Below are 26,541 nucleotides of genomic sequence, written 5' to 3'. Positions count from 1 at the left end.
TGCTACGACGGATCGGGCGCGACCCGCGAGCGCGACCCGCACGTTAGAATGGCGCCATGTCCGTGATGCCCACACCCCTGGCCAGCCAGCTCCTGATCGCGCTGCCCGCGCTGTCGGATACCAACTTCTCGCGCAGCGTCGCCCTGATCTGTCAGCACGACGACGATGGCGCCATGGGCATCGTGGTCAACCGTCCGTCCGAATACACCCTGGGCGAGGTATTCGGCCAGATGGGCGTGGACGGCGGCGACGACAGCCTGCGCTCGCAGATCGTGCTGGCCGGCGGCCCGGTCCATCCGGAACGCGGTTTCGTGCTGCACGACGGCGGCATGCAGTGGGACTCGACCCTGGCCATCGCCGACGCGCTGTTCCTGACCACCTCGCGCGACATCCTCGAAGCGATGGCGCGTGGCGAAGGCCCCGACAATGCCATCGTCGCCCTGGGCTGCGCCGGCTGGGGTTCGGGCCAGCTCGAGCACGAGCTGACCGAAAACGATTGGCTGACCGCGCCGGCCGATGCCGAGCTGCTGTTCGATCTGCCGCTGGACGCACGCTGGCATGCCGCCGCGGGCCGCATCGGCGTGGATTTCGCGCACCTGGCCGATTACGCCGGACACGCATGAACGCCGACGCCGACCAGCGCCCGGTGATCCGCCGCGACGGCACGGTGCTGGGGTTCGATGTCGGTTCGCGCCGCATTGGGGTCGCGGTCGGCAGCGCCTTCGGCCACGGCGCGCGCGCGCTGGCGGTGGTGGACGTGCACGGCCACGGCCCGGACTGGAACGCGATCGACCGCCTGCGCAGCGAATGGCGTCCCGACGGCCTGATCGTCGGCGACCCGATGACGCTGGAAGGCGGCGATCAACCCGCACGCGCGCGCGCGCACGCCTTCGCGCGCGAACTGCACGCGCGCTATCAATTGCCGGTGGTGCTGGTGGACGAGCGCGCGAGCTCGATCGAAGCCGCGCAGCGTTTCGCCGCCGACCGCGCCGAGGGCCGCAAGCGCCGCCGCGACGCCGAAGCGCTGGACGCGGTGGCCGCGGCGGTGATCGTCGAACGCTACCTCGCCGCCCCCGACGACGCCATCGAACTCAGCCAACTTCCCGCCGCATGAACCTGACGCAATCGCATTCCGCGCCGGCCGCCGCGCCGCGCCATCTGTTGACCCTGGACGGGATCTCGCACGAGGCCCTGACCTCGCTGCTGATCCGCGCCCAGGCCTTCGCCGAAGGGCACTACGACCGCCGCGCGCTGGATGGGCTGGCGGTGTGCACGCTGTTCTTCGAGCCGTCCACGCGCACCCGCATGAGCTTCCAGCTCGCGGCCCAGCGCCTGGGCGCGCATACGCTGAACTTCGACGCCTCGACCTCGTCCACGCGCAAGGGCGAGACCGCGCTGGACACGCTGAAGAATCTGGAGGCGATGGGCGTGCGCGGTTTCGTGATCCGCCACCACGAGGACGGTGCGGTGGCGACGCTGGCCGAGCACGCCAACGCCGGCACCAGCCTGGTCAACGCCGGCGACGGCCGCAGCGCGCATCCCACACAGGGTTTGCTGGACATGCTGACCCTGCGCCAGGCCAAGGGCACCGATTTCTCGGGCCTGCGTGTGCTGATCGTCGGCGACGTGCGCCATTCGCGCGTCGCGCGCTCGGACCTGCACGCGCTGCGCGCGCTGGGCACCGGCGAGATCCGCGTCTGCGGCCCGGCCGCGTTGCTGCCCGATGCGGCCACGCTGGACGGCTGCACGGTCTCGCACGAGCTGGATGCCGCGCTGGAAGGCGTGGACGCGGTGATGATGCTGCGCCTGCAGCGCGAGCGCATGGAAGAAGGCCTGATCGCCTCGCTCGACGACTACCACCGCGACTACGGCCTGACCGCCGCGCGCCTGAAGCGCGCCGCCGCGGACGCGATCGTGATGCACCCGGGCCCGATCAACCGCGGCGTCGAGATCACCGACGAGGTCGCCGACGGCCCGCAGTCGCTGATCCTGACCCAGGTCGCCAACGGCGTGGCCGCGCGCATGGCGGTGCTCGAGGCGCTGCTCAAGGGTTGAATCCGCTTACTCAGGCACGCGGCAGCACGCCGCGCGCCGGCAAGGAACGAACGATGATCGTGAAAGACAGCAACGGCACTCCGCTCGCCGACGGCGATTCGGTGCTGGTGATCAAGGACCTGAAGGTCAAGGGCACCTCGGTGACGCTCAAGCGCGGCACCTTGTGCAAGAACATCCGCCTCACCGACGACGAAGAACTCATCGAGTGCAACGTCGAGAAGGTCAAGGGGCTGGTGTTGCGGACGGAGTTTTTGAAGAAGGCTTGACGGAGGGGAGAGCAAATCCCCCTCTATCCCCCTTTTCCAAAGGGGGAGGCTGCACGCGCAAGTGTGAAGTGTGCGCGGGATTCACTGCCTTGCCGGATAGAGGGACGCGTCTAGGCCTGCGTCGAAGTCACGCCGAAGCCTGCTGGTCTTCCCCCTTTGAAAAAGGGGGCGAGGGGTGCGCTTCTTCGCCCTCAGTGCCGCCGCTGCCGCCACACCCACTGCCACAGCTCGTCGCTGGCGTAGGCCGGATCCCAGGCGTTATGGCCGGTGCCGGCCAGTTCGGTGTAGCGCACGTCGCCGCCGGCCTGCTTGAACGCCTCGGCCATACGCCGCGACTGCTCCACCGGTACCGATTCGTCGCGGTCGCCGTGGAAGATCCAGGTCGGCAGGCGGTGCAGGCGCTGGGCCGCGATCGCGAACGGATTGTCGTCGGTGGCCACGCCGTGCACGTACAGGTCGTCGTTGGGCCGGGGCGCGGTCACGCCGCCGCAGATCGGCACCAGCGCGGCGAAACGGTCGGGCTGCATCAGCGCCAATTCGTAGACGCCGTAGCCGCCGCGCGATAGCCCGGTCAGCACCACCCGCTCCGGGTCGCCGCCGAACTCGCGCATCGCCGCGTCCAGCGCCGCCAGCGCCATGCGCGCGGTGTCTTGCGTCCAGGACGCGTCCGCGGGCGACTGCGGGAACACCGCGATCGCCGGGAACTCGTCCGGATTGCGGGCGATGCGCGGCGCCAGGCCGACCGCGAGCTGGCGCTGGTTGTCGTCGCCGCGTTCGCCCGAGCCGTGCAGGAACAGCAGCGCCGGCGGATGCCGGCCGCTGGCCGCGCGCGCCGGCACGAACACTTGATAGCGGTAGGTCTTGCCGTCCAGGCTGAGCGTGCGCGCGACGAATGCCCCGTGTTCGCGGGCGGCCGGGGTATGCGTACAGGAGGCCGCGATCATCAGGGCCAACGGCAGCAGGATCGCCCACAGGCGAACGGTAACGGGTCGCAGCATCGTGCTGTCCAAGGCATCCTTGTTGATCGCATCATTCCGTGCGATTTCGGCGCTGTCCATGCGCGCTTCGGCGAATCGCCGCGACCGCCACATTCGGAAAAGTCGTCGTTCACATTCGCGCTGCGCTGCGTGGCCATGGCGCGCGTTCAGCGCAACAGGATCAGCGTCGCCAGGCCGAGGAAGCTCAGGAAACCCATCACGTCGGTGAGCGTGGTCAGGATCACGCCGCCGGCCAGCGCCGGGTCGAAGCCCAGGCGCTTGAGCGTGATCGGCACCAGCACGCCGCCGGCCGCGGCGGTGAGCAGGTTGATGGTGAGCGCGGTGCCGATCACCAGCGACAGACCCGGCTGGCGGAACCACAGCAGCACGATCAGGCCCAGCCCGATGCCCAGCACCAGACCGTTGATCAGCGCCACCGACAGCTCCTTGCGCAGCAGCACGCCGACGTTGGAGGCGCCGATCTGGCCCAGGGCCAGGCCGCGGATCATCAGCGCCAGCACCTGGGTGCCGGCGTTGCCGCCCATGCCGGCGACGATCGGCATCAGCGCCGCCAGCGCCACCAGCTTGGCGATGGAATCCTCGAACTGGCCGACCACGCTGGCGGCCAGGAACGCCGTGCACAGATTCACGCTGAGCCAGATCAGGCGGCGCCGGAACGCGCGCCGGACCGGGCTGAACAGGTCTTCGTCCTCGTCCAGGCCGGCCGCGCTCAAGGCCTGGTGTTCGGCCTGGTCGCGGATGATGTCGACCACGTCGTCGATGGTGATGCGGCCGAGCAGGATGTTGTTGTCGTCCACCACCGGTGCGCTGATCCAGTCGTGGTCGGAGAACTGGCGCGCGACCTCGGCCGCGGTTTCGGTCATGTCGATCGCCGGTTGCTCGTCGTCCATGAGCTTGTTGATCGCGGTGCCGGGCTCGTGGGTGAGCAGTGCGGCCAAGGCGATCCGGCCCAGGTACTGGTGACGGCGGCTGACCACGTACAGGTGGTCGGTGTGTTCCGGCAGCTCGCCGCGCAGGCGCAGATAGCGCAGCACCACGTCGATGGTGGTGTCGGCGCGCACCGTCACCACGTCGGGGTTCATCAGGCGGCCGGCGGTGTCCTCGGGGTAGGACAGCACCTGCTCCAGGCGCTCGCGGTTCTCGCGGTCCATCGACTTGAGGACTTCGTCGATGACGGTGTCGGGCAGATCCTCGACCAGGTCGGCCAGATCGTCGATGTCCAGGTCTTCGACCGCGGCCACGATCTCGTCGGTGTCCATGTCCGCGAGCAGGCTTTCGCGCACTTCGTCGCCGACGTGGACCAGCACCTCGCCGTCGTCCTCGGGATCGACCAGGCCCCAGACCACGACGCGCTTGCCGGGCGGCAGCGATTCGAGCAGGTTGCCGATCTCGGCGGGCGAGAGGGTGTTGACCAGGCGCCGTACCGGCCCCAGACGACCGCTGTCGAGCGCGTCGGAAAGCAGTCGCAGCTGACGTGCGGTCTTGTCGTGGCGGACGGCTTCGGCCATGCGGTACTTCCGTTGGCGCGTCGCGGCCGCGAGGGCGGCGACAGGGTTAGGCGTTCATGCGGGCATTATCGCCCGCGAATGCGGCAAAGCCCAGCAAAATCGGCATGCGGACGCGATGGTGTGCCGCGGCGGCGCAGCGCGGCGCGCGCGCACGTGCGCCCGCGCGACCGGCTCGCCGCAAATACGCCGGGCAGTCCGGTGCCGCCTGGGAGCGATGTCCGCGCGGCGCTCACAATGCGGGCACGGGGCTGGCGCGCATCCGGCGCGCAGCCGTCCGCCATATCTGCGAGAGCGTCATGAACATCAGAAGCTGGGTCCTGATCGCGCTGCTGGCCTGCAGCGGCAGCGCGTATGCCGAACAGGGCTGCCCCGACGGCCAGTACCCGGGCGGCAATCCCAGCGGCCAGCTGTGCATTCCGCTGCCGGGCTATGGCCTGCACGGCGATAAAAAGCCCGCCGACGCGGCGCCGGCCGGCACGCCGCAGGCGATCAAGCGCGAGTACAAGGCCTGGGCCGCGATCGCCCACGATCCGGTCAGGCGCAGCCTGGGCATGGCCGGGCAGGACAACGGCATTAGCGAGAAGAAGGAGGCCGAGCAGGGCGCGCTGGAGGCTTGCCGCGCCAACGGTGGTGGCGCCGACTGCAAGGTCTTGCTGTCGTATCGTTCCGAATGCGCGGCGATCGCGGTGGGCATGGGGCCGGACGGCAACGCCAGCCTGTACGCCGACAAGGGGCGCAGCGAGGAGCAGGCCCTGGCGACGGCGCTGGCGCGCTGCGGCAAGGGCGCGCAGATGTGTCAGAAGATCAGTACGAACTGCGTGACGGGGAGTTTTTACTTTGATGGGTGGAAGTAAGCGGTAAGGTCGCCTAGAGGTGGCCGCAAGGCGCTGCTGGCTCGCAGTGGCAGAACGCTGCGGCTCTTAAGCTCGTCATTCCCGCGAAGGCGGGAATCCAGTGACTTTCGTGCCGCTGCGCACAACGACGTCGTCTAAAGAAGAGCGGAACGAACGCTTTTTCTTCGTCAGAGCGAAGTAACCTATTTTTCGCGCTGACGTCACTGGATGTTCGGCTGCGCCGAAGTGGGGCGGAGCCCGCCTTCGCGGGAATGACGGCTAAAAGGCGGCGCGTCGAAGTTGATCGTGCGTCTAAGGCGGCAACGCCTCCAACGCCTCCAACGCAATAGCCGTCACCGATAGCACCACCATTGCGGCGATCCGTCGGCCGACAATCTGAACTCTCAGTCGGCGCCGTCGCCGCCGCCCGCCTTGCGCACCCAAGCCTCGATTCCCTTGCGGTCGGCCGCGCGCAACAGCGCCGGCGCGCGCGCGCGCAGGGCCGACAGGTCCAGGCCGCGGATCGCGCGGCGCAGTTCCAGCAGGGTCGCCGGATGCAGGCTGAATTCTTCCAGCCCCAGCGCCAGCAGCAGCGGCGCGAACGCGGGGTCGCCGGCCATCTCGCCGCACACCGCCACCGACTTACCGCGCGCCTTGGCCAGGCGGATCACGTCGCGGATCAGGCGCAGCACCGCCGGGTGCAACGGCGTGTAGAGCTCGCCCAGCGCCTCGTTGTTGCGGTCGGCGGCCAGCAGGTACTGAATCAGATCGTTGGTGCCGATGGACAGGAAGTCGACCGCGCCGATGAAGCTGGGCAGGGCGATCGCGGCCGCGGGCACTTCGATCATCGCGCCCAGCGGCACGCGCTCGGCGATTTCGTGGCCCTCGGCGCGCAGGTCCAGGGCGACTTTGTCCAACAATCGGCGCACGCGCAGGATTTCCTCGCGCGAGCTCACCATCGGCACCAGCACGCGCAGCGGACCGTAGCCGGAGGCGCGCAGCAACGCGCGCAGCTGGGTTTCGAGCAGGCCGTCGCGCGCCAGCGACAGGCGCACGCCGCGCAGGCCCAGGGCGGGGTTGGGTTCGTCGCGCAGGGCCAGGCCGGTGCGGTCGGCCTTGTCCGCGCCCAGGTCGAGGGTGCGGATGGTCACCGAGCGGCCGGTCATGCCCAGCACCACGTCGCGATAGGCGCGGAACTGCTCGTCCTCGGTCGGCAGTTCGCTGCGCTGCAGGAACAGGAATTCGGTGCGGTACAGGCCCACGCCGGCCGCGCCCAGGGCGTGCGCCTCGGCCACGTCGTCGCGCGATTCGGCGTTGGCGTAGAGCTTGATGTCGACGCCGTCCAGCGTGCGTGTGGGTTCGCGGCGCAGGCGGTGCAGCTGCTTGCGCTCGCGCGCGTGCTCGCGCACGCGGCCGCGGTGCGCGCGCAGGTCGTCGGCGTTGGGCTCCAGGATCACCGTGCCGCTGCTGCCGTCGACGGTCAGCGCGTCGCCGTCGTTGATCTTGAGCAGAGCCTGGGCGGCGCCGACCACCAGCGGCAGGTGCAGGCTGCGCGCCAGGATGGCGCTGTGCGAAAGCGTGCTGCCGGCGGCGGTGACGATGGCCAGCACGCCCTGCGCCTGCAGCTGCGCCAGCTCGGCCGGGGCGACGTTGTCGGTGATCAGGATCTCGCCGGCCACGCCCTGCATCTCGCCCTCGCGGCGGTGCAGGGCGGCGTGGATGCGGCCGATGACCTGATCGATGTCGTCGACGCGGCTGCGGAAGTAGGCGTCGTCCATGGCCTCGAACACCGAGGCGATGCGGTCGCGCTGCAGGCGCAGCGCGTAGTCGGCGGCGTAGCGGCCGGTGCGGATCAGTTCGTCCAGGCCGTGCAGCAGTTCGGGGTCGTCCAGCAGCAGGGTGTGCAGGTCGAGGAATTCGCCGACCTCGTGTGCGAGCGCGCCGTGCAGGCGGTCGCGCAGGGCATGCATTTCCTTGCGCACGGTTTCGATGGCGGCGTGCAGGCGCGCCAGTTCGGCCTCGACCTGGCCCTGCTCGATCCGCTCCTCGGCGACTTCCAGCGCATGCGGCAGACGGACCCGGGCACGGCCGAGCGCGCTGCCACGCGATGCGCCATGTCCGAAGAACGCTTGCCTCATCTAGGCTGCCTCATGTGCCGTGCCCGCTCAGCTGTCTTCGTCGAAACGGCGATCGAACAGCGCGATCACGGCATCGGCGGCAGCGGTTTCGTCCTCGCCTTCCACGCGCAGCTTGACCGTGGTGCCCAGGCCGGCGGCCAGCAGCATCACGCCCATGATGCTCTTGGCGTTGACCTCGCGGCCCTTGGCGGTGAGGGTGGCGCTGCTGCGGAAGCCGGACAGCACCTGCACCAGCTTGGCGGTGGCGCGAGCGTGCAGGCCCAGTCGGTTGGAGACGGTCAGTTCGCGTTCGATCATTGCGGGTTCCTCGATTTCCGTCTCGGTATTGCGGTGTCGCGGGTGGGTCTGGGGATGGGCATCAGGCCTCGTCGATGATCACGCCGTTGCGCGCGCCGGCCGCAGCCACCGCGGGCAGTTCGTCCAGCTCGAGGTCCGAATAGTTCAATACGCGCAGCAGCATCGGCAGGCTCAGCGCCGACACCCGTCGCACCGGCGTGCCCAGGCGGGCGACGCGCGCGGCCAGATTGCTGGGCGATGCGCCGTACAGGTCGGTCAGCACCAGCACGCCGTGGCCGCCGTCGACGCGGCGCAAGGCCGCGCTGGCCATCGGCAGCAGCAGGTCGTGATCGGCGTCGAACGGCACCTCCATGGCTTCCAGCTTCAGCGGCAACGGCCGCATCAACCGGCTCGCCACCGCGACCAGTGCGTTGCCGATGCCTTCGTGGGTGATGAGGAGGATGCCGACGCTCATACGGTCAACTTAACAGACCGCGGTGACAGCCCGGAAGCGCCGGACGTGGCGCGAATGCGAATTTGCGAGCGGCGTCGGCGAGCGCCGCGACCGGCGCGGCTTGGACCGCGCTCACGGGCTTGCTGCGATCCTGGCTGCCCTGGCAGGAGGACCGCGGCCATCCCTCGCGAGGCGGCGGTCTCGGCCGCCTCGATCGGTTGCCGCGGTCTGCTTCAATCGGCGACGCGGACCCCGCGCGCCCCGGAGGCCGGCCTCGCGGGACGCGGGCGGTTGCGGCCGGGGATCACTGCGCCGGCGGCGGGCCGTCGGTCTTGGGCGGTTCCGGCCGCGCTTGGGTGGCGGTGCCTTCGACCGGCGGCGGCAGCCCGGCATCGGCCGGCGCTGCAGCGGCCGTGTCGGCCGGCGGCGCGCTCTCGGGCGGCGGCGACGCGGTGTCCGCGGGCGGCGCCGGCTCGGCGCTGGGCGGCGGCAGTTCGCCCGGCGGGGTTTCGGGCTTGCTGCAGGCCGCGAGCGCGGCGGTGGCGAGCAGCGCGCCTAAGGACAGGGTCAGCTTGCGGGATGGCAGGGCTTGCATGAGGGGCTCCTTGGAAGGGCGGCCGGCGCAGGCGTCGGGTACGTCGCTTCGATCGGCTTACTTGCGCTTGCCGTCGTCGCGCGGGGTGGGGCCGGCGTGGTACTCGGCTTCGCTCAGCGCGCCGTCCATGTCCTGATCGCGCTTGGCGAAATCGCGCGTGAGCTCGCCGTCGACCGCGGCTTCGGCCTTGCTGATCTTGCCGTCGCTGTCGACGTCGAACTCGGCGAAGGTGGGCGTGATGCGGCTGCTGGCGGTGGGCGGCGCGGTGGTGCGCGTGGCGTCGCTGCCGGTGGTCGGCGGCGGATCCCGCGGCGGCGGCGCGGCGGATTGGGCGATCGCCGGCGGCAGTGCCAGCAGGGCGGACAAGGCGATCGACAGGGACAGCGCGGTGCGGGGCTTGCGGCTCATGGCGATGCTCCGAGGGGCGGAGTGCGCTGCGCGGCAGCGCGCATTCACCGTACGTGCGCGGGCGTAGAGCCGCGACAGGAATGCGCAAAGGTTTCGTAAGGCGGGTGCGGATGCGCCCGTTCACCGTTCCAGGATGCGCCTGCGATGAACAGGCGCGCGTCGCGCAGGAACTTAGCGCTCAGTCCAGTTCGCGATGATGCACCGCGACTTCGTTCCAGCCGCGCTCGCGCGCGTGTTCGGCCAGACGTTCGGCCAGGTACACCGAGCGATGGCGGCCGCCGGTGCAGCCGAAGGCGACGGTGGCGTAGCTGCGCGTGCTGTCGGCCTGCAGGCGCGGCAGCCAGGTATCGAGGAACTCGCCGATCTGGCCGACGAACTGCTGCACGTAGGGCTGCGCCTGCAGGTAGTCGCGCACGCCGGCGTCGCGACCGGACAGCGGGCGCAGCGTCGGATCCCAATGCGGGTTCGGCAGCGCGCGCGCGTCGAACACGAAGTCGGCGTCGGCGGGCACGCCGCGGCGGTAGGCGAAGGACTCGAACAGCAGCGACATGCCGGTCTCGCCGCCCATGCCGAATTCGGTGATCACGTAGCGACGCAGCTGGTGCACGTTGAGGTCGCTGGTGTCGACCACGGCGTCGGCGATCTGGCGCAGCGGGCGCAGCACCTGGTGTTCCAGCGCGATCGCGTCGGCCAGCGCCAGGCCGAGCTGGCTCAGCGGGTGGCGGCGGCGGGTGTCGGCGTAACGCTTGAGCAGCACCTCGTCGCGGGCGTCGAAGAACACCAGCTTGGGATCCACGCCCAGCGCGCCCACGGTCGACAACCAGCCGGGAATATTGGCCAGGTCGCTGTGGCGGTTGCGCACGTCGATGCTGACCGCGAGCTTGGCCGGCGCGCCGTCGTCGGCCTTGACCACGCTGCGCACGAACTCGGGCAGCAGTTCGGCGGGCAGGTTGTCGACGCAGTAGTAGCCCAGATCCTCGAAGGTGTGCAGGGCCACCGACTTGCCCGACCCGGACAGGCCGCTGACGATGATCAGGACCGGTTCGACGCTCTGGTTCATGATTCGCCGCGCTCGAGGAAATTGCTGTGGCGCGCGATGAACGCCGCGGCCGGGTCCAGGCCCTTCATGCGCAGGCTGTGCAGGCGCGTGGCCGCCTCGGTCAGCACCGCGAGGTTGCGGCCGGGCATGACGGGCAGGGTGATCATCGGCACGTCCAGGTCCAGCACCCGGCGCAGGCCGGTGTCGCCGGTGAGGCGCTCGATGCCCGAGGGCAGGGGCTCGGTCATCGGCTTGGTCAGGTGCACGATCAGGCGCAGGTACTTGTTGTTCTTGACCGCGGTGTCGCCGAACATCTGGCGGATGTTGAGCACGCCCAGGCCGCGCACTTCCAGCAGATCCTGCAGCATCTCCGGGCAGGTGCCGTCGAGCACGTCGGGCGCGATCTGGGTGAACTCGGGCGCGTCGTCGGCGACCAGGCGATGGCCGCGAGTGACCAGTTCCAGCGCCAGCTCGCTCTTGCCCGATCCGGATTCGCCGGTGATCAGCACGCCGATCGAATAGATCTCCATGAACACGCCGTGCATGGTGATGCGCGGCGCCAGCGTGCGCGCCAGGTGGTACTGCAGGTGGTTGAGCAGTTCGTGGCCGCGCCGCGGCGAGACCCACAGCGCGGTGCCGCTTTCCTCGGCGGCCTGGCGCAGGTCTTCGGGGCAGGCCTGGTTCTTGCTGATCACCAGCGCCAGCGGGCGGAACTGGATGATCTTCTCGATGGTTTCCCAACGCAGGCGCGAGTCCAGGCCGTCCAGCCAGGACAGCTCCTCGCTGCCCAGAATCTGCACCTTGTTGGGGTAGATCGCGTTGAGGTAACCGGCCAGCGAGGGGCGGCGCGCGACGGTCTCCACCGCCGCCACCACGCGGTCGTCGCCGCGCTGGCCGGCCAGCCAGCGCAGATCCAGACGTTCGCGCTGCTGCTCGAACAGTTCGCCGGCGCTGATGCTGGTGGTCATGCGCGCGCTCCGCTGCGCAATGCGCCGCCGCCGAGCAGGCGCCAGCCCAGTTCGTCGGCGTCGGCCGCCGCGCGCAGGGCGGCGCGGTATTCGGGGTCGCCGAAGCGCTCGGCCAGTTCGGCCAGCTGCTGCAGATGCTGTTGCACGTAGTGTTCGGGCACGGTCATGGCGAGCACCAGGTCGACCTTTTCGCCGTCGGCGGCGCCGAAGTCTACCGGTTCTTCCAGGCGCAGGAAGGCGCCGCGGCTGTCCTCGAACAGGGCGCTGCGGCCGTGCGGGATGGCCACGCCGTGGCCGATGGCGGTGCTGGCCAGGCGCTCGCGCTCGCGCAGGCTGTCGCCGATGGCGCGGATCGCCGACGGCGTGCCGTCGCCCAGCAGGCGCGCGGCGGCGTCCAGCACGGCGTCGCGATCGCTGGATTGCTCCAGGATCGCGACCCGTTGCGCGCTCAGCAGTTCATGAAGCGGCATCGTTCAACACGGCGTCGGGAGGCGCCGCATTATCCCCGAACGATCAGCCGAATTCGCCGTTCCGGGCGAGACTTTCTCCGCGGTGATGGTCGACCAGCTTGCTCTTGTGCTTCATCAGCAGGCGGTCCAGCTTGTCGGCGAGCAGATCGATGGCCGCGTACATGTCGATGGCGGCGGCGTCGCAATGCAGGGTGCGGCCGGCCAGGTTCACGGTCGCTTCGGCGCGATGGTCGGGCTTGTCGAGGCTGAGTTGGGTGCGAATGTCGAAAGGCTGTTCGTAATGACGTTGCAGCCGCGCCAGCTTGGTCTCGACGTAGTCACGCAGGGCGCTGGTGACTTCGATCTGCTGGCTGTGGGTTTCGATACGCATCGGAGGCCTCCTTACACGTTGCAGGGAATGCGGCTCCGTAGCCGGAGCCACGAGCCCAGCATCGCACGATGGCGATGGCGCGCAAGGGGTTTGCGACACGAAATTTGGCGGCTGGCGTTAAAAATCCGGATCCGATACAGGTTCGGCGTGGAGCTGCGACCAAAGTCGGAGGCGAGAGTAAAAACGGAGTTAATGCGGGGTGTGAAAAATGTTCCACGCGGAGAGTGCGAGTGCTCCACGCGTGGGGCGTCCCCATTCCCGCCGGCGGGAGTAGGTGCCCGCAGGGCGGCTGAGGGCCGCCTTCAGCCGATCCGCACCCGGTCCTGCGACGACGGGATGCTCATCGCCTCGCGGTACTTGGCCACGGTGCGGCGCGCCACCGGCACGCCGGTGGCCTTGAGGGTTTCGGCCAGGCGCGCGTCGGACAGCGGCTTGCGCGGGTTTTCGGCCTCGATCAGGCGCCGGATCATGGCCTGGATCGCGGTGCTGGAGGCCTCGCCGCCGGTGCCGGTCTCGATGCCGGAGGCGAAAAAGGCGCGCAGCGGCACGGTGCCGCGCGGGGTGCGCGCGTACTTGCGCGAGATCGCGCGCGAAACCGTGGATTCGTGCAGGCCGATTTCGTTGGCGACCTCGCGCAGGGTCAGCGGGCGCAGCGCGCTATCGCCGAACTCCAGGAACGCGGCCTGCTGCTTGAGCAGGCAGCGGCTCACCTTGAGCAGGGTGTCGCCGCGCGCTTCCAGGCTCTTGAGCAGCCAGCGCGCCTCCTGCAGGTGGCCGCGCAGGTAACTGGCATCGGCCGCGCTGGCATGGCGGATCATGCCCTCGTAGCCGCGGTGGATCGAAATCCGTGGGCGCATGCCGTCGGCCAGGGCGACGCGCCACAGACCGTGCTGGCGCCAGATCACCACGTCCGGCGCCACGTAGGTGTCGGCGGCGATGGCGCCGATCTGGGCGCCCGGGCGCGGGTCCAGCGAGCGCAGCAGCTGCACCGCGGTCTCGACCTCGGCCACGTCCAATTTGAGTTCGGCCGCCAGCCCGGCCACGCCGACGCGCGGCAGGCGTTCCAGCGGCCCGTTGGCGAGCTGGTTGGCCAGTTCGCGCCCGGCGGTGTCGGCGGGCAGCTGGCCCAGTTGCAGGCGCAGGCACTCGCCCAGCGAGCGGGCGCCCACGCCGACCGGGTCGTAGCGCTGGATCTGATGCAGCACCGTGGTCAGCTCGTCCAGGCCGGCGTCGATCGCCGGGCCCAGCGAAGCGGCGATCGCGTCCAGCGGCTCGCGCAGGTAGCCGTCGTCGTCGATGGCCTCGATCAGCGACACGCCGATCAGGCGGTCGCGCGCGGTCAGCGGGCTCAGGTGCAGTTGCCACAGCAGGTGGTCGTGCAGGGTGTCGGAATCGGCGACCTGTTCGGCGACCGGGCCGTCGTCGTCCTGGTCGGAGGGGCCGATGCGCTGATACCAGGGCTCGCCGTCGCCGGCGCCCCAGTCGGCTTCCGGCGGCAGCGACTCGCGGTCCTCGCCGGAGGACTCGGGCGCGCTGCTCTCGCGTTCGTCGCCGCTGCTGCCGGTGCCGGCGCCGTTGCTGACGCTGATCGCGGTCTCGGTCCAGTCCAGCAGCGGATTGCTCTCCACCGCGGTGACCAGTTCGGCTTCCAGCTCCACCGCCGACAGCTGCAACAGACGGATGGCCTGACGCAGCTGCGGCGTCATCACCAACTGTTGTCCTAGCGAGGCTTGCAGGCGGGGCTTCATGCTGGGTGTCTAACGCGACCTGATAGGGCGGGCGGCCGCATGCGCGTTCCGGGTCGGGCGAACGCCACGCCTGGAACCCTGCGCGATCGAATTGTGCAATCGGCTAAGGCTACAGGCGGAAGGTTTCGCCCAGGTACACGCGACGGACGTCGGGATTGGCCAGCAGCGCGTCCGGAGCCCCCTGCGCGAGCACGCCGCCTTCGTTGAGGATATACGCCCGGTCGCAAATGCCCAAGGTCTCGCGCACGTTATGGTCGGTGATCAGCACACCGATGCCGCGATTCTTGAGGTGGCGCACGATTCGCTGGATCTCGCCGACCGAAATGGGGTCGACACCGGCGAAGGGTTCGTCCAGCAGCATCAGCCGCGGCTTGGCCGCCAGCGCGCGCGCGATTTCGACGCGGCGGCGCTCGCCGCCGGACAGGCTGGCGCCGATCTGGTCGGCGACATGGGCGACCTGCAGCTCGTCCATCAGGTTGGCCAGCTCGCGTTCGCGGCCGTTGCGGTCCAGGTCGTCGCGCAGTTCCAACACCAGGCGCAGGTTGTCGGCCACGCTGAGCTTGCGGAACACCGACGGTTCCTGCGGCAGATAGCCCACGCCGTACTTGGCGCGCGCGTACATCGGCTCGCTGGTGATGTCCTTGCCGTCCAGCACGATCTGGCCGGCATCGGCCGGGACCAGGCCGACGATCATGTAGAAGCAGGTGGTCTTGCCGGCGCCGTTGGGACCGAGCAGACCGACCACTTCGCCGGCGTCCAACGTCAGGCCGAAGTCGCGCACCACTTCGCGCGAACGGTAAGCCTTGCGCAGGCCGCGGGCGACCAGCATCAGCGGCCTCCCTTGGCCGGCGTCGCGGGCTTGCCCTTGGGCTGCAGGCGCAGGTTCACGCGGCTGCCGGTGCCACCGCTTTCGATCTGGCCGGTCTTCATGTTGTAGACGATGCGCTCGCTCTTGATCGTGTCGCCGGCCTTGTCGACGTAGGCGTTGCCGGTGAGGATCACGGTGTCCTTGGGCATGTCGTAGTCGACTTTGTTGGCGCGGCCGTTGAACGGCGAGCCGTCGTCGAGCTCCTGCTTCAAGGTCACCTGCGAGCCGGTCAGCGTGACGTAGCTGATGTCGCCGTCGGCGCGCTTGATGTCGGCCTTGGCGGCGTTGATGACCAAGGTGCCCTGGACGATCTTGACGCTGCCGGTGAGGACGCAGGGGCCGGTGTCGCTGGCGACCGAGCAGTTGCTGTGGTCGGCGCCGACATCCATGGGCTGGTTGCGGTCCGAAGAACGCGCATGCGCCGCGGTGGCCGCCAGCAGGGCGACGATCAGGCACAGCACCTGCGGCTTAGCGGGCTTTCGCTTCATAGCGGACCTTGACGTTGGGGATGTTGACGTTCTTGGTTTCGAGATCGGCCTGCAATCCCGAGCCGGTCATTATAGTCCCGGGCTGAACTACCTTAACCGGAACGGCCGAGGTCGCCTTGTTGGTGTCGGGGAACACATTCAGTTCCTCGGTGGCGATGCTGATCGGCTTGCCGCCGGCGTTGGTGCTGTCGGCCTGCACCTGGCCGCGCAGACGCACCTCGTCGGCCTTGGCGCTGACCCAGGCGCTCTTGGACTTCACTTCCCAGGCGCCGCCGCCGGCACCGGCCGCGGGCGGGATCAGGAAGGTCGGCGTGGCGATGTCCATGGTCTTGATATTGGGGTCGCGGGTCAGCTTGGGCGCGCGTAAGGTGAAGGATTCCTTGCCCTGCTTGTCCAGCACCACCACTTCGAAGTCGTTGAGCACGTAGTCGGAGCGGCCGCCGGCCTTGGGGCCGCCGTGGTCCTTGTTGCGCTGCGACCACAGCGCCCAGCCGCTGGCCAGCGCGCCCAGCAGCAGGAACACGGTGATCATCGAGCGCCAGCTCATTCCAGCACCTGCGCCAGCACGCGCTCGGCGTGGCCCTGCGCGGCCAGCAGCAGGTCGCACAGTTCGCGGCCGGCGCCGGCGCCGCCCTGCGCGCCGGTGCGCCAGTGCACACGCTCGCGCACCCAGGGGTGGGCGTTGGCCGGCGCGACCGAAAGGCCGACATGGGCCATCACGCGCAGGTCGGGCAGGTCGTCGCCCATGAAGGCGACCTCGTCCAGGCCGATGCCCAGGCGCTGGGCGATCTCGCGCACGCAGGCCAGCTTGTCGGCCACGCGCGTGTGCGCTTCCAGGCCCAGTTCGGCGGCACGCTGCTCGGCGATGGTGCTGGCGCGCGCGGTCACGAACGCCACCGCGAAGCCGGTCTTGCGCAGCAACACCAGGCCCTGGCCGTCGTGGACGTGGAAGGCCTTGAGCTCGCGGCCCTCGCTGTCGAAGATCAGGCGGCCGTCGGTCAGGGTGCCGTCGACGTCGAAGCAGGCCAGCCGGATGCGGGCGGCGCGTTCGCGGACTTCGGCGGGGTAGTCGTTGAGGTGGCTGTAGGGCACGTGGGGGGATTCGGAAAGGGGTGGGCCGCGGGCTGCAGGTGGGGCGATCGGGCGGTCAGGGGATCGCGGATCCCGAATCCTGGCCTTTAAACCACTCTAGCGCGCAACAAGTCATGAATATTGAGAGCGCCGACCACGCGCTGTTCAGCGTCCACCACCAGCAGGCCACTGATCTTGTGGGTTTCCATGAGCTGGGCGGCCTCCACCGCCAGCGCCTCCGGGCCGATGGTCTTGGGCGCGCGCGTCATCACCTCGAGGATGCGGGTCGAGCGCAGGTCCACGCCCGGATCGTCCAGGGTGCGGCGCAAGTCGCCGTCGGTGTACAGGCCCAGCAGGCGGCCGCCGTCGTCGACCACCGCGGTCATGCCCAGGCGCTTGCGGCTCATCTCCACCAGCGCCTCGCTGACGCTGGCGTCGGCTGTGATGCGCGGCACGTCCTCGCCGGCATGCATGATGTCGGTGATGTGCAGCAGCAGGCGCCGGCCCAACGCGCCGGCCGGGTGCGAGCGCGCGAAGTCGTCGGCGGTGAAGCCGCGCGCCTCCAGCAGCGCCACCGCCAGCGCGTCGCCCATCGCCAGCGAGGCGGTGGTGCTGGAGGTCGGCGCCAGCGCCAGCGGGCAGGCTTCGGCCGGCACGCTGACGTCCAGGTGCACGTCGGCCTCGCGCGCCATCGTCGACTGCGCGCGGCCGGTCATCGAGATCAGCTTGTTGCCCTGGCGCTTGAGCACCGGCAGCAGCATCAGCACCTCGTCGCTCTCGCCCGAATAGGACAGGGCCAGCACGATGTCGGCGTCGGTGATCATGCCCAGATCGCCGTGGCCGGCTTCGCCCGGGTGCACGTAGAAGGCCGGGGTGCCGGTCGAGGCCAGGGTCGCGGCGATCTTGCGCGCGACGTGGCCGGATTTGCCCATGCCGGTGCAGACCACGCGGCCGCGCGATTCCAGCATCAGCCGGCAGGCCGCGGTGAAGGCGCCGTCCAGCCGCTGCGCGACCGCCGCCAGCGCCTGGCCCTCGATCTCGAACACGCGCCGGCCGCTGGCGGCCAGGCCGGCGTCGGAGACCGGGTGCGGGGCGGGGGCCGCGTTGAGGGAAGGCATCGTCATCGGCACAGGTCGCTCTGGAGACGGAGCGGCGGACGCTCCGGGTCGAAAGGGGGCCGGCGGGCCGCGGCGCAAGGGCCGGGTCGGCTGGGTCGCGTGGCCGGCAGGACGGGCCGTTCCCGTGCCGCCATTCCGGACCGCGGGGCTTTCCGCTAGGCTAATCCGCGAATTCTATGCGGTTCGTCCGCTGAATGCCCGTCTAGCCGGGCGTCGTGACGCCCAGCTAGCGCGGCCAGGGACTGGCCGCGTCGGCGCAACCCGCGCGCAAGCGCTGGCGGCGCCGCGAGCGCGCCCGCTGGATTCCGGGCTGGCGACACGCGATGCGTCCCGCACGGGCGCGTCGCGGACCTCCGCCAGGCGGGCCGCCAGCGGCATCCCCATCCCTCACGGCTCGCCGGGCCGCGCGCAGCATCGCGCCGACCGTCGTGCCGTCGTCCTCCGACCGAATCCAAGGCTGTGCCCCAGACGTGAACGCCGAAACCATCCAATCCTTGATCGAACAGGGCCTGCCGGGCGCCCGCGCCGACGTGCGCGGCGACGACGGCGTGCATTTCGAAGCCACCGTCGTGGCCGAGGCCTTCCGCGGCAAGTTGCCGCTGGCCCGCCACCGTCTGGTCTACGCCACCCTGGGCGAACGCATGGGCGGCGAAATCCACGCCCTCGCGCTGAAGACCCTGACCCCCGAAGAAGCCGCCGCGGCCTGAACCGAGTAGACAATCCATGCAGAAGATCGTGGTCGAGGGCGGGCCGGCACTGAACGGCGAAGTCCAGATTTCCGGCGCCAAGAACGCCGTGCTCCCCATCCTGTGCGCGACCCTGCTGGCCGACGCGCCGGTGACCATCCGCAACGTGCCGCATCTGCACGACGTGGTCACCACCGCCAAGCTGCTGGGCGAACTCGGCGCCGGCGTGGTCACCGACGGCGCCACCGTCACCGTCGACCCGACCACGGTCAACAGCCACGTCGCGCCTTACGAGCTGGTCAAGACCATGCGCGCCTCGGTGCTGGTGCTGGGCCCGCTGCTGGCCAAGTACGGCGAGGCCGAAGTCTCGCTGCCGGGCGGTTGCGCGATCGGTTCGCGTCCGGTCGATCAGCACATCAAGGGCCTGCAGGCGCTGGGTGCGGAGATCACGGTCGAGAACGGCTACATCAAGGCCCATCGCAAGGGCCGCCTCAAGGGCGCGCGCTTCGTCTTCGACGTGGTCAGCGTGACCGGCACCGAGAACGTGCTCATGGCCGCGGTGCTGGCCGAAGGCACCAGCGTGCTCGAAAACGCCGCGATGGAACCGGAAGTCGTCGACCTGGCCGACTGCCTCAACGCGCTGGGCGCCAACATCGAGCACGCCGGCAGCGGCCGCATCGTCGTGCACGGCGTCGAACGCCTGCACGGCGGCAGCCACGACGTGCTGCCCGACCGCATCGAGACCGGCACCTTCCTGGTCGCCGCCGCGATGACCGGCGGCCGCGTCACCACCACCCACAGCCGCGCCGACACGCTCGACGCCGTGCTGGACAAGCTGCGCGACGCCGGCGCAAAGATCGAAGTCGACGGCGACCGCATCACCCTGGACATGGGCGGCCGCCGCCCGCGCTCGGTCGACCTGACCACCGCGCCGTACCCGGCGTTCCCGACCGACATGCAGGCGCAGTTCATGGCGCTCAACTGCATCGCCGAAGGCGCCGGCGTGATCAACGAAACCATCTTCGAAAACCGCTTCATGCACGTCAACGAACTGCTGCGCCTGGGCGCGGACATCCGCGTCGACGGCCACACCTCGGTGGTGCGCGGCGTGCCCAAGCTCAGCGGCGCGCCGGTGATGGCCACCGACCTGCGCGCCTCGGCCTCGCTGATCCTGGCCGGGTTGGTCGCCAGCGGCGAGACCACGATCGATCGCATCTACCACCTGGACCGCGGCTACGAGAACATCGAAGCCAAGCTGTCGCAGCTGGGGGCGAAGATCCGGCGTATCGGCTGATCGCCGAGCGCCCACGTGCCGACGTCCAGCCCCGCTACGGCGGGGCTGTTTGTTTGTGGGCGGCCCTGGCTAGCGGCGGTGGGCTCGTGCATGATCGCCGCATGCGCGCCATCGCCCTTGCTGCTCTGATACTGGTTGCTTCATTGCTCCCGCGAGTGGCGCAGGCCTGCAGCTGCGTCCCGCCGGGCGACATCGCCTCCTCGTTCGACGAGTCCGGCGTGGTGGTCGCGGCCAAGGCGATTTCGGTGACGAACGGCCCCATGCCGTCTGGCGAATCGAAGACGCACGGAGCGGTGGACGAAGGGCAGCGGGTCGAGTGGGAAGTGGCCGAAGCCTGGAAAGGGCCTTACCGGGTCGGGCAGCGCTTCACCACGCAGACCATCGTGCAGTGCTGCATGTGCGGGTATCCGGTCGAGGCGAACAGCGTTCATGTCCTGTACCTGCATGCGGATGCGCCGCATTCGGTGAGCATGTGCAGCCGCAGCTCAGAACTGTTGCACGCCTTGCCGGAAATCCCGGAGCTGTATCTGTTGCGCGATCGCTCGCGCGAAAAGAACGATCAGGGGCGCTGAGCGCGTCCTGGTTGCGGCGTCTGTAGTAGGGGAACGATCTCGCGCTGCCTGTCGTCCGGCTTCGATTCGGACGGCACGATGCGCGACCCACGGCCTTTGACGGAGACTTCATGGAAATCGAAACGCTCGTGCGCGGCGGTGCCGACAACGGCGGTTACCGGTATCTGCTGCCGTTCGCATGGATGCTGCCCACTTACTACGCGACACCGCCCGGCAAACCGATACCCGCCAGCGGCGCGCCGCGGATCGAGTTGACCGATCCGGACCTGCAGGCGCGCGCTCAGCGTCTGATCAATGTGCTGCATTGGACGGCGCAGACCTACGCGCATATCAGTGGCGCCAGCGATGCGGACACCTTGAAGGTGTTCCTGGCACCGGAATTCCTGTTCCGCAAAGGGGGGCACGCCATCGTGCCGGCCACCGACACCGGGTTCGGCGCGTACGACCACTCGACGCGCTACGAGCTCGCTGAAGCTCTGTATAACGCCATCAACGGCACGCCGTTGTTCGAGAATTGGCTGGTCTTGGCCGGCAGCCATTGCTCGGCGCTATCGACGGAGAGGTTTCAAGGCGATTTGCTCAACACCACGATACTGATACGCGGCCGACGCGCACAGAGGGACGCCTCGGTGCCGTATGTGCTGGTAGAGCAGCATTACCGTTCGAGTCTGGACGACAACGCCGTTGCGCGCCTGGCCGGCACCGACCAGAGCGTGGCGGGCCGCTACGCTCTGAACCCCAGCCAGGATATGGATCATATGATCCGCTGGGACGACATGACGCTGGGCGTGGAGCTGGGCTTGAATCACGGCCAGCAGGCGCTGAGCAACGATCTGGCTCATCTGTCGCGCGTGCTCGGCCCGAATATGCCTCGCCCGGATCTGCAACTGGTCGCGTCCTGCGGCGCGTCCATCATCGACCCATCCTGCGGCGTCAAGGACGGCGCCCTGATCCTGCTGGCCGATGGCCATAGCAGCGCTTACCCGGCCACGATCGAGCCGCGTTTCCAGATCGGACGCTACGATGCCGCGCGCGGCATCGCGCGGCCCTTGCCGGCCGACGCCATGACCTTTAGCGAGGTGCCGCGGGACGACGCGCATGGGGTCGACTACATGCAAGGGCGCTACGCCCAGGCCGGATGTCGGCAAGGCGTGTGGTCGTGCAAGGCGAAGCTTCCGATGCTGGCCTGACGGTCGGCGCGGCGGTGCCGCGACGATACGCGGCATGCGCGCGGCGTTCGGCGCATGAAAAAAGCCCCGCGATCGCGGGGCTTTTCGTTGCCGCGTCAGCGGACGCGCCCGATATCAGCGCACGCCGCGCACGCGCAGGTCGATCGCGTCCTGGCCCTTGTCGCGCTGCAGGATGCGCGCCGGCACCGGCATGCCGTCGACGACCCAGGCGATGGTCTGCTTGTCGCCGTTGCTGCTGATCAGCTTGGTCGCGCTCTGGCTTTTGCCGCCGACGTCGATGGTTTCCTTGCCGGCCACGGTGTAGGTCAGCTGTTTGACGCGGCCGTCCTCGACCATGCGGTAATTGAGGGTCTTGCCGGCGCCCGCGTCGCGCACCAGCGCGAGGTTGATCAGCAGGGCGTCGAGGTCGCCGGCGACCAGCGGGATCGGGCCGGCGCGGTTGGCCTTGACGTCGCCGGTCCAGGTGGCCACGCCGCGGTTCCAGTCGTAGGTCGCGTTCTTGACCTGCTTACGCGTCAGCACCTTGCTCGAATCGCTGCCCGATAGCGGGCGCCATTGGCCGCCCTTGTCCTCGAACACGGTCGACTGGCTGAGGTTGGCCAAGGGGCTGCTGACTTCCAGGCTGTACTTCCAGCGGCCGGGACCGGCCGCGGCCAGGGTCATGCGGCCGTTGCCCTGCATGCCCATGTAGCTGGCGGTGTAGTCGGCGCTGAAGGGTTTGATCGCCAGTGCGGGCAGGCTTGCCGTCAGCAGGGCGCCCGCCAGCAGCCAGGACGACAGACGCAAGGACGGGACCTTGGGGGTGGGGGTCATCGTTGCACTCCTCGATATTCGACCAGACGCAGGTCGTAGGTATCTTGACCGTTTTCGCGTTGGAGTATGCGAACGGGGGTCGGAACGCCTTCCACGACCCAAATCACGGTCTCTTCGTTGCCGCTTTGCACGCGATTCACGCGCATGGCGTTGTAGCCCATGTCGGCGACCGACACGCTTTCCAGTTCCTGCGCGACCACGTACTGGTGCGGGCGCGCGCGGCCGCCGTCGACGAAGCGGTAGTTCAGGGTCTTGCCGGGCTGGGCGTCGCGGACCACGGCCAGGTTGATCAGCAGGCCGCTCATGTCGCCGTCCTGCAGCGCGATGGGCTTCTGCCGGCTTTCCTTGACGTCGCCGGTCCAGCGCGCGCTGCCCTTGTTCCAGTCGTACAGGCCGATCACCTGGCGCTTGGAGAACACCACCTTGCGCACCAGCGCCTGGCTCAGCGGACGGTAGGCGTCGCCGATCAGATCGAACACGGTGCTCTGCTGCGCGGCGGCGCCGGCCAGGCCCATCATGCCGCGCTCGGCGCGGATATCCAGATCGACGCGCCAGTGCCCGCCCGAGGGCAGCACCTGCATGGTCGCGTCGCCCAGCGCCTTGCCGCTGTTGTAGACCTGATAGTCGGCCACGAACGGCTCCAGGGCGCAGGCGCGTCCGGGAAGCAGCGCGCCGAACAGGGCGGCTGCGAGCAGGGGCAACAGGGGCTTCATGGCGGGAGCGGGGTCCTGGGGTCGCGAAGCGTCGCGGGACGGACGGAGAGGGGCGCGGCGGGCGCCACGTGCGAGGGGCCGGTGAGACGCCGAGGATCAGCGATTCAATGAATTTCCGGCGGAATCTAAACGCAGTGGGGTAAATAACGGATGACCGTCCAGGGTGACCGTTGCGCCCTGTTCAGCAATCCGGCCCGCGACGGCCAGCTGCAGTGTGGCCAGCAGCAGCGGGTGTTCCACCGAAAGTACGCGCGCGGCGAGGCGCTCGGCGTCGTCGTCCGCGGCCACCGGCACCACCGCCTGCGCGATCACCGCGCCGGCGTCGAGTTCGGGAATCACGAAATGCACGCTGGCGCCGTGTTCGGCATCGCCGTCCTCGATCGCGCGGGCATGCGTGTGCAGGCCGCGGTGCTTGGGCAGCAGCGAGGGGTGGATGTTGAGCAGGCGGCCGCGGAAGCGCTGCACGAAGCCGTCGCTGAGGATGCGCATGTAACCCACGCACAGCACCCAGTCCGGCGCGCTCGCGGCCACGGCGTCGGTCAGGGCGGCGTCGTAGTCGGCGCGGCTGGGGTAGCGCGCGGGGACGGCGCTCCAGCGCAGCGCTTCGGGCACGCGTTGCAGCGCGGCGGCGGCGGGCCGGTCCGAATACACCCCGACTACTTGCGCCGCCAGCCGTCCATCCGCGATCGCGTCCAGCACGGCCTGCAGGTTGCTGCCGCGCCCGGAGGCGAGTACGGCGATCCGGGGAGGCTGTGGCATGCGGGCGGCGATCCGGGGAGCGGGCCCGCATTTTAGGCGATACGCCGCGGGCGCGCGGCCCGCCGCAACGCTAGGCGCTCACGTGCGAGCGCAGGCGCGCGACATCCGCGCACCAGTCGGCGTAATCCTCGGTTTCTTCCCACAGTTCGCGCAGCTCCGAGTCCGGCGCCAGGATGCGTTCGATCGCGCGCAGCGCGTCGGGCACCAGGCTGGCGTCGCCTTGCAGTTGCAGGCGCGCCAGCCATTCGCGGAACTCCTCTTCTTCCTGCGCCGCGACGGTGGGGCGGCCCAGGGTGGCGGCCAGCACCTCGATCGCGGCCAGGGCTTCGACGGCGAGGTCGGAGTCCAGGTAGTCGTCCTCGGCCAGCACCTGCGCGATCGCGGCGCGCATCGGCGCCAGGTCGTCGCCTTCCAGCAGGTCCAGCAGCCAATCGCTGGCGTGGTCGTTGTCGAACGAGCCGATGCCCCAAGCGCCCATGCGTCCTCCATGACGGTTGGCCGGTGCCGAGTGGATGGGATAGCGCCGGCGCGGCCATCGCCGGCGCCGGCAGTGTCGCAAGAATCCGGCCGCGATGCGGCGAGGCGGGGCGCCGTTGGACTGGCCGATGCGCCCTTCGGTCCGGTCCGGGCCGCCGTGGCCCGCCCGGACAGGGCGTTCAGCCGGTCCCGGGCTCCAGCGCGAGCAGCGCGTCGTGCGCGGCCGCTGCGTCGGCGCCGCCCTCGGCGGCGATGGCTTCCAGCACCGGCCGCAGCGCGCGCGCCTGGCGCGCCAGCTCGGTGGCCGCGGTTTCCTGTCCGGCGTCGGGTTCGAACGAGAACGCCAGGTCGACGAAGGCCTCCAACGCGGTGCTGCGCGGCCAGCCGGCGCCGTGCCGCATCAGCTCGGCCAGGAACGGCAGCACCGCCAGCGCGATCGCGTGATAGGTGCCGGCGTGGTTGTTGCCGACCGCATACAGCAGCGCGTGATAGGCCGCGACGCTGCCGGCGCGGTCGTGCGCGCGCAGCGCCTGCCGCAGCGCGTCGCGCACCTGCGCGGCGTCGCTCCAGGGCGGACGCGGGTAGGCGTTCCAGTCGACCGCGGCGACGCGCTGTTCGAAGTCCTGCAGGGCCGGCGGCAGCAGGTCGGCGCTCACTTGGCCGCGCGTCGCCCCGGCCAGGCCGCGAACGCGCCCAGCGTGGCCAGGAACATGTCGGTGTGCGCGTCCCAGACGTCGCCTTGCTGGCCGTTGTAGGACTCGGCCGCTTCCGGCGACATGCCCAGCGCGATCGCCCACTCGATCCATTCGTAGATCAGGCTGCTGCACATGATCGCGGCGATCGCCAGCACGAAGGCCTGGCGCGCGCTCAGCGCCGGCCAGCGCTGGCGGAAATACTCGCGCACCGCCGGCGCGAAGCACACGCCGTAGAGGAAGTGGATCAGGCGGTCGAAGTGATTGCGCTGGAAACCCAGCGCGCGGTCCAACGACCAGCCGCCGGTCGCCCATTGGATCCAGCGGTCGTAGGGCACGTAGGAATACAGCCAGCGCGCGGCGATGCAGTGCGCGATCATGAACACGCAGATCGCGGCGAAGTGCCCGTCGCGCATCGGCCAGCGCCGGTTGTGCCACCACAGCCAGGCCAGGCCGACCACGGTCAGCACGCTGTGCATGCCCTGTTCGAACGGGCTGGTCGGCGCGATCCAGCTCAGCGCGAACACGATCAGCACCGCGCCCAGCGCCAGCCGCTGGACGGTGCTCATGCGTCCCGGTGCCTGCGTCATGCGCGGCTTAGCCGATGTGCACGCGTTCGCCGTCGGTATGCGCGACCACGCGGCCGATGCGCCAGTTCGGCAGCGCCATGCGCTGCAGCTCCGCCTCGACCGCGGCGGCATCCTGCGGCGCCACGATCAGCACGAAGCCGATGCCGCAGTTGAAGGTGCGCCACATCTCTTCCTGCGGCACCGCGCCTTCGCGCTGCAGCCACTGGAACACCGGCGGCAGTTCCCAGGACGAGGCGTCGATGTCCAGGCCGAGGCCGTCGGGCACCACGCGGATGATGTTTTCGGTCAGGCCGCCACCGGTGACGTGGGCCATGCCGTGGATCGTGTGCTCGCCGCCGTTGGCGCGCAGCAGCTCCAGCACCGGCTTCACGTACAGACGGGTCGGCGCCATCAGCGCGTCGATCAGCGTGACGCCGCCCAGGTCGGTGTCGGCCGGGCGGCCGGCGCGGTCGTAGATGCGGCGGATCAGCGAGTAGCCGTTGGAATGCGGACCGCTGGAGGCCAGGCCGATCAGCAGATCGCCCTCGCTCACGCGGCTGCCGTCGAGCAGCTGCGATTTTTCGACCGCGCCGACGGTGAAGCCGGCCAGGTCGTATTCGCCCGGCGGGTACATGTCGGGCATCTCGGCGGTTTCGCCGCCGATCAGGGCGCAGCCGGACTGCTCGCAGCCGATGGCGATGCCGCTGACGACGGCCGCGGCGGTGTCGACGTCGAGCTTGCCGGTGGCGAAGTAGTCGAGGAAGAACAGCGGCTCGGCGCCCTGCACCAGCACGTCGTTCACGCACATGCCGACCAGGTCGATGCCGATGCTGTCGTGGCGGCCCAGCTGCTGGGCCAGCTTGAGCTTGGTGCCCACGCCATCGGTGCCCGAGACCAGGACCGGCTCGCGGTACTTGCCCGACAGGTCGAACAGCGCGCCGAAACCGCCCAGCCCGCCCATCACTTCGGGACGGAAGCTGCGCTTGACCATCGGCTTGATGCGTTCGACCAGGGCGTTGCCCGCGTCGATGTCGACGCCGGCATCGCGGTAGGTCAGGGGAGTGGGAGCGTCGGGGGTGGAAGCGGTCACGGCGGCTCCGGCGGG

The 26,541-nt window shown here is 69.7% G+C and carries 32 protein-coding genes and 1 pseudogene; 9 read left to right on the top strand and 24 right to left on the bottom strand.

Going from position 1 to position 26,541, the window contains the following annotated elements; genetic code table 11:
* Window positions 1–56: 56 nt before the first annotated feature.
* The 4 genes and pseudogenes from LVB77_RS17065 to LVB77_RS17050 all read left to right on the top strand — a co-directional run.
* Entirely contained in the window at window positions 57–623 is a 567-nt protein-coding gene (locus tag LVB77_RS17065) for a YqgE/AlgH family protein (protein ID WP_232907272.1), read from the top strand.
* Window positions 620–1,114, top strand: coding sequence for a Holliday junction resolvase RuvX (gene ruvX, locus LVB77_RS17060; RefSeq protein ID WP_232907271.1), 495 nt, complete (start codon window positions 620–622; stop codon window positions 1,112–1,114). The genes LVB77_RS17065 and ruvX overlap by 4 nt, the downstream gene beginning before the upstream one ends.
* Window positions 1,111–2,055, top strand: coding sequence for an aspartate carbamoyltransferase catalytic subunit (locus LVB77_RS17055; protein WP_232907270.1), 945 nt, complete (start codon window positions 1,111–1,113; stop codon window positions 2,053–2,055). The genes ruvX and LVB77_RS17055 overlap by 4 nt, the downstream gene beginning before the upstream one ends.
* A gap of 50 nt (window positions 2,056–2,105) precedes the next feature.
* Window positions 2,106–2,321: pseudogene (locus tag LVB77_RS17050) on the top strand (alkylphosphonate utilization protein); the annotation flags it as partial.
* Between the two features lie 191 nt (window positions 2,322–2,512).
* Here LVB77_RS17050 and LVB77_RS17045 read toward each other — a convergent pair.
* Both LVB77_RS17045 and mgtE read right to left on the bottom strand, forming a co-directional pair.
* A complete protein-coding gene (locus tag LVB77_RS17045) occupies window positions 2,513–3,319 on the bottom strand; it encodes a prolyl oligopeptidase family serine peptidase (protein WP_232907269.1) in 807 nt (268 codons plus the stop codon).
* A 146-nt stretch (window positions 3,320–3,465) separates the two neighbouring features.
* Entirely contained in the window at window positions 3,466–4,827 is a 1,362-nt protein-coding gene (gene mgtE, locus LVB77_RS17040; RefSeq protein ID WP_115858835.1) for a magnesium transporter, read from the bottom strand.
* A gap of 296 nt (window positions 4,828–5,123) precedes the next feature.
* Here mgtE and LVB77_RS17035 point away from each other — a divergent pair, with 296 nt between their 5' ends.
* Window positions 5,124–5,681, top strand: a complete 558-nt coding sequence (locus tag LVB77_RS17035) for a DUF4189 domain-containing protein (protein ID WP_232907268.1) — start codon at window positions 5,124–5,126, stop codon at window positions 5,679–5,681.
* A 383-nt stretch (window positions 5,682–6,064) separates the two neighbouring features.
* Here LVB77_RS17035 and ptsP read toward each other — a convergent pair whose 3' ends face one another.
* From ptsP to LVB77_RS16960, 15 genes are all read right to left on the bottom strand, one after another.
* Window positions 6,065–7,798, bottom strand: coding sequence for a phosphoenolpyruvate--protein phosphotransferase (gene ptsP / locus LVB77_RS17030; RefSeq protein WP_232907267.1), 1,734 nt, complete (start codon window positions 7,796–7,798; stop codon window positions 6,065–6,067).
* Between the two features lie 27 nt (window positions 7,799–7,825).
* A complete protein-coding gene (locus LVB77_RS17025) occupies window positions 7,826–8,095 on the bottom strand; it encodes an HPr family phosphocarrier protein (RefSeq protein WP_232907266.1) in 270 nt (89 codons plus the stop codon).
* A 61-nt stretch (window positions 8,096–8,156) separates the two neighbouring features.
* Window positions 8,157–8,549: a PTS fructose IIA subunit family protein gene (locus tag LVB77_RS17020; protein ID WP_232907265.1), complete on the bottom strand. Its 393-nt coding sequence runs from the start codon at window positions 8,547–8,549 to the stop codon at window positions 8,157–8,159.
* A 283-nt stretch (window positions 8,550–8,832) separates the two neighbouring features.
* Window positions 8,833–9,123 (bottom strand): hypothetical protein, encoded by a 291-nt coding sequence (locus tag LVB77_RS17015; RefSeq protein WP_232907264.1) that lies wholly within the window; start codon window positions 9,121–9,123, stop codon window positions 8,833–8,835.
* 57 nt (window positions 9,124–9,180) lie between these two features.
* The gene (locus tag LVB77_RS17010; RefSeq protein ID WP_232907263.1) at window positions 9,181–9,531 is read right to left on the bottom strand and encodes an EF-hand domain-containing protein; all 351 of its coding nucleotides are present in this window, start codon (window positions 9,529–9,531) and stop codon (window positions 9,181–9,183) included.
* 178 nt (window positions 9,532–9,709) lie between these two features.
* Window positions 9,710–10,591, bottom strand: a complete 882-nt coding sequence (gene rapZ / locus LVB77_RS17005; RefSeq protein WP_232907262.1) for an RNase adapter RapZ — start codon at window positions 10,589–10,591, stop codon at window positions 9,710–9,712.
* The gene (gene hprK, locus LVB77_RS17000; RefSeq protein ID WP_056182810.1) at window positions 10,588–11,538 is read right to left on the bottom strand and encodes an HPr(Ser) kinase/phosphatase; all 951 of its coding nucleotides are present in this window, start codon (window positions 11,536–11,538) and stop codon (window positions 10,588–10,590) included. The genes rapZ and hprK overlap by 4 nt, the downstream gene beginning before the upstream one ends.
* On the bottom strand, window positions 11,535–12,008 hold the full coding sequence (locus tag LVB77_RS16995; protein WP_232907261.1) for a PTS sugar transporter subunit IIA: 474 nt from the start codon (window positions 12,006–12,008) through the stop codon (window positions 11,535–11,537). Before LVB77_RS16995 ends, hprK begins: the two co-directional genes overlap by 4 nt.
* Before the next feature lie 43 nt (window positions 12,009–12,051).
* Entirely contained in the window at window positions 12,052–12,378 is a 327-nt protein-coding gene (gene raiA, locus LVB77_RS16990; RefSeq protein ID WP_232907260.1) for a ribosome-associated translation inhibitor RaiA, read from the bottom strand.
* A gap of 302 nt (window positions 12,379–12,680) precedes the next feature.
* A complete protein-coding gene (locus LVB77_RS16985) occupies window positions 12,681–14,126 on the bottom strand; it encodes an RNA polymerase factor sigma-54 (protein WP_232907259.1) in 1,446 nt (481 codons plus the stop codon).
* 109 nt (window positions 14,127–14,235) lie between these two features.
* Window positions 14,236–14,955 carry an LPS export ABC transporter ATP-binding protein gene (gene lptB / locus LVB77_RS16980; RefSeq protein ID WP_232907258.1) on the bottom strand — a complete coding sequence of 240 codons (720 nt, stop codon included), beginning with the start codon at window positions 14,953–14,955 and terminating at the stop codon, window positions 14,236–14,238.
* The gene (lptA, locus tag LVB77_RS16975) at window positions 14,955–15,482 is read right to left on the bottom strand and encodes a lipopolysaccharide transport periplasmic protein LptA (RefSeq protein WP_232907257.1); all 528 of its coding nucleotides are present in this window, start codon (window positions 15,480–15,482) and stop codon (window positions 14,955–14,957) included. The genes lptB and lptA overlap by 1 nt, the downstream gene beginning before the upstream one ends.
* Window positions 15,463–16,029 carry an LPS export ABC transporter periplasmic protein LptC gene (gene lptC / locus LVB77_RS16970; protein ID WP_232907256.1) on the bottom strand — a complete coding sequence of 189 codons (567 nt, stop codon included), beginning with the start codon at window positions 16,027–16,029 and terminating at the stop codon, window positions 15,463–15,465. The genes lptA and lptC overlap by 20 nt, the downstream gene beginning before the upstream one ends.
* Window positions 16,026–16,574, bottom strand: a complete 549-nt coding sequence (locus LVB77_RS16965) for an HAD hydrolase family protein (RefSeq protein WP_232907255.1) — start codon at window positions 16,572–16,574, stop codon at window positions 16,026–16,028. The genes lptC and LVB77_RS16965 overlap by 4 nt, the downstream gene beginning before the upstream one ends.
* A gap of 86 nt (window positions 16,575–16,660) precedes the next feature.
* On the bottom strand, window positions 16,661–17,671 hold the full coding sequence (locus tag LVB77_RS16960; protein WP_232910331.1) for a KpsF/GutQ family sugar-phosphate isomerase: 1,011 nt from the start codon (window positions 17,669–17,671) through the stop codon (window positions 16,661–16,663).
* A 470-nt stretch (window positions 17,672–18,141) separates the two neighbouring features.
* On the opposite strand from LVB77_RS16960, the gene LVB77_RS16955 reads away from it, so the two are divergent.
* From LVB77_RS16955 to LVB77_RS16940, 4 genes are all read left to right on the top strand, one after another.
* Window positions 18,142–18,378 carry a BolA/IbaG family iron-sulfur metabolism protein gene (locus LVB77_RS16955; protein WP_232907254.1) on the top strand — a complete coding sequence of 79 codons (237 nt, stop codon included), beginning with the start codon at window positions 18,142–18,144 and terminating at the stop codon, window positions 18,376–18,378.
* A gap of 16 nt (window positions 18,379–18,394) precedes the next feature.
* Window positions 18,395–19,651, top strand: coding sequence for a UDP-N-acetylglucosamine 1-carboxyvinyltransferase (gene murA / locus LVB77_RS16950; protein WP_232907253.1), 1,257 nt, complete (start codon window positions 18,395–18,397; stop codon window positions 19,649–19,651).
* Window positions 19,652–19,752: 101 nt separating this feature from the next.
* The gene (locus tag LVB77_RS16945) at window positions 19,753–20,223 is read left to right on the top strand and encodes a hypothetical protein (protein WP_232907252.1); all 471 of its coding nucleotides are present in this window, start codon (window positions 19,753–19,755) and stop codon (window positions 20,221–20,223) included.
* Window positions 20,224–20,333: 110 nt separating this feature from the next.
* Window positions 20,334–21,413, top strand: coding sequence for a hypothetical protein (locus tag LVB77_RS16940; protein WP_232907251.1), 1,080 nt, complete (start codon window positions 20,334–20,336; stop codon window positions 21,411–21,413).
* Window positions 21,414–21,527: 114 nt separating this feature from the next.
* On the opposite strand, the gene LVB77_RS16935 is transcribed toward LVB77_RS16940, so the two are convergent.
* The 7 genes from LVB77_RS16935 to purM all read right to left on the bottom strand — a co-directional run bounded on the left by LVB77_RS16935 (window position 21,528) and on the right by purM (window position 26,526).
* Complete coding sequence (locus tag LVB77_RS16935) at window positions 21,528–22,226, bottom strand: DUF3108 domain-containing protein (protein WP_232907250.1); 699 nt, start codon at window positions 22,224–22,226, stop codon at window positions 21,528–21,530.
* The gene (locus LVB77_RS16930) at window positions 22,223–22,939 is read right to left on the bottom strand and encodes a DUF3108 domain-containing protein (RefSeq protein ID WP_232907249.1); all 717 of its coding nucleotides are present in this window, start codon (window positions 22,937–22,939) and stop codon (window positions 22,223–22,225) included. The genes LVB77_RS16935 and LVB77_RS16930 overlap by 4 nt, the downstream gene beginning before the upstream one ends.
* A 96-nt stretch (window positions 22,940–23,035) precedes the next feature.
* Window positions 23,036–23,698 carry a phosphoribosylglycinamide formyltransferase gene (gene purN / locus LVB77_RS16925; protein WP_232907248.1) on the bottom strand — a complete coding sequence of 221 codons (663 nt, stop codon included), beginning with the start codon at window positions 23,696–23,698 and terminating at the stop codon, window positions 23,036–23,038.
* A gap of 70 nt (window positions 23,699–23,768) precedes the next feature.
* Window positions 23,769–24,176, bottom strand: coding sequence for a DUF4259 domain-containing protein (locus tag LVB77_RS16920; RefSeq protein ID WP_232907247.1), 408 nt, complete (start codon window positions 24,174–24,176; stop codon window positions 23,769–23,771).
* Window positions 24,177–24,354: 178 nt separating this feature from the next.
* Window positions 24,355–24,831, bottom strand: coding sequence for a hypothetical protein (locus LVB77_RS16915; protein WP_232907246.1), 477 nt, complete (start codon window positions 24,829–24,831; stop codon window positions 24,355–24,357).
* Window positions 24,828–25,436 (bottom strand): DUF2238 domain-containing protein, encoded by a 609-nt coding sequence (locus LVB77_RS16910; RefSeq protein WP_232907245.1) that lies wholly within the window; start codon window positions 25,434–25,436, stop codon window positions 24,828–24,830. Before LVB77_RS16910 ends, LVB77_RS16915 begins: the two co-directional genes overlap by 4 nt.
* Before the next feature lie 28 nt (window positions 25,437–25,464).
* Window positions 25,465–26,526, bottom strand: a complete 1,062-nt coding sequence (gene purM / locus LVB77_RS16905) for a phosphoribosylformylglycinamidine cyclo-ligase (protein ID WP_232907244.1) — start codon at window positions 26,524–26,526, stop codon at window positions 25,465–25,467.
* Window positions 26,527–26,541 lie beyond the last annotated feature (15 nt).

The organism is Lysobacter sp. 5GHs7-4 (assembly GCF_021284765.1).
Classification (GTDB): Bacteria; Pseudomonadota; Gammaproteobacteria; order Xanthomonadales; family Xanthomonadaceae; genus Lysobacter.
Note: the sequence above shows the minus strand (reverse complement) of the source record. Positions and strands in the feature narration are given on the sequence as shown.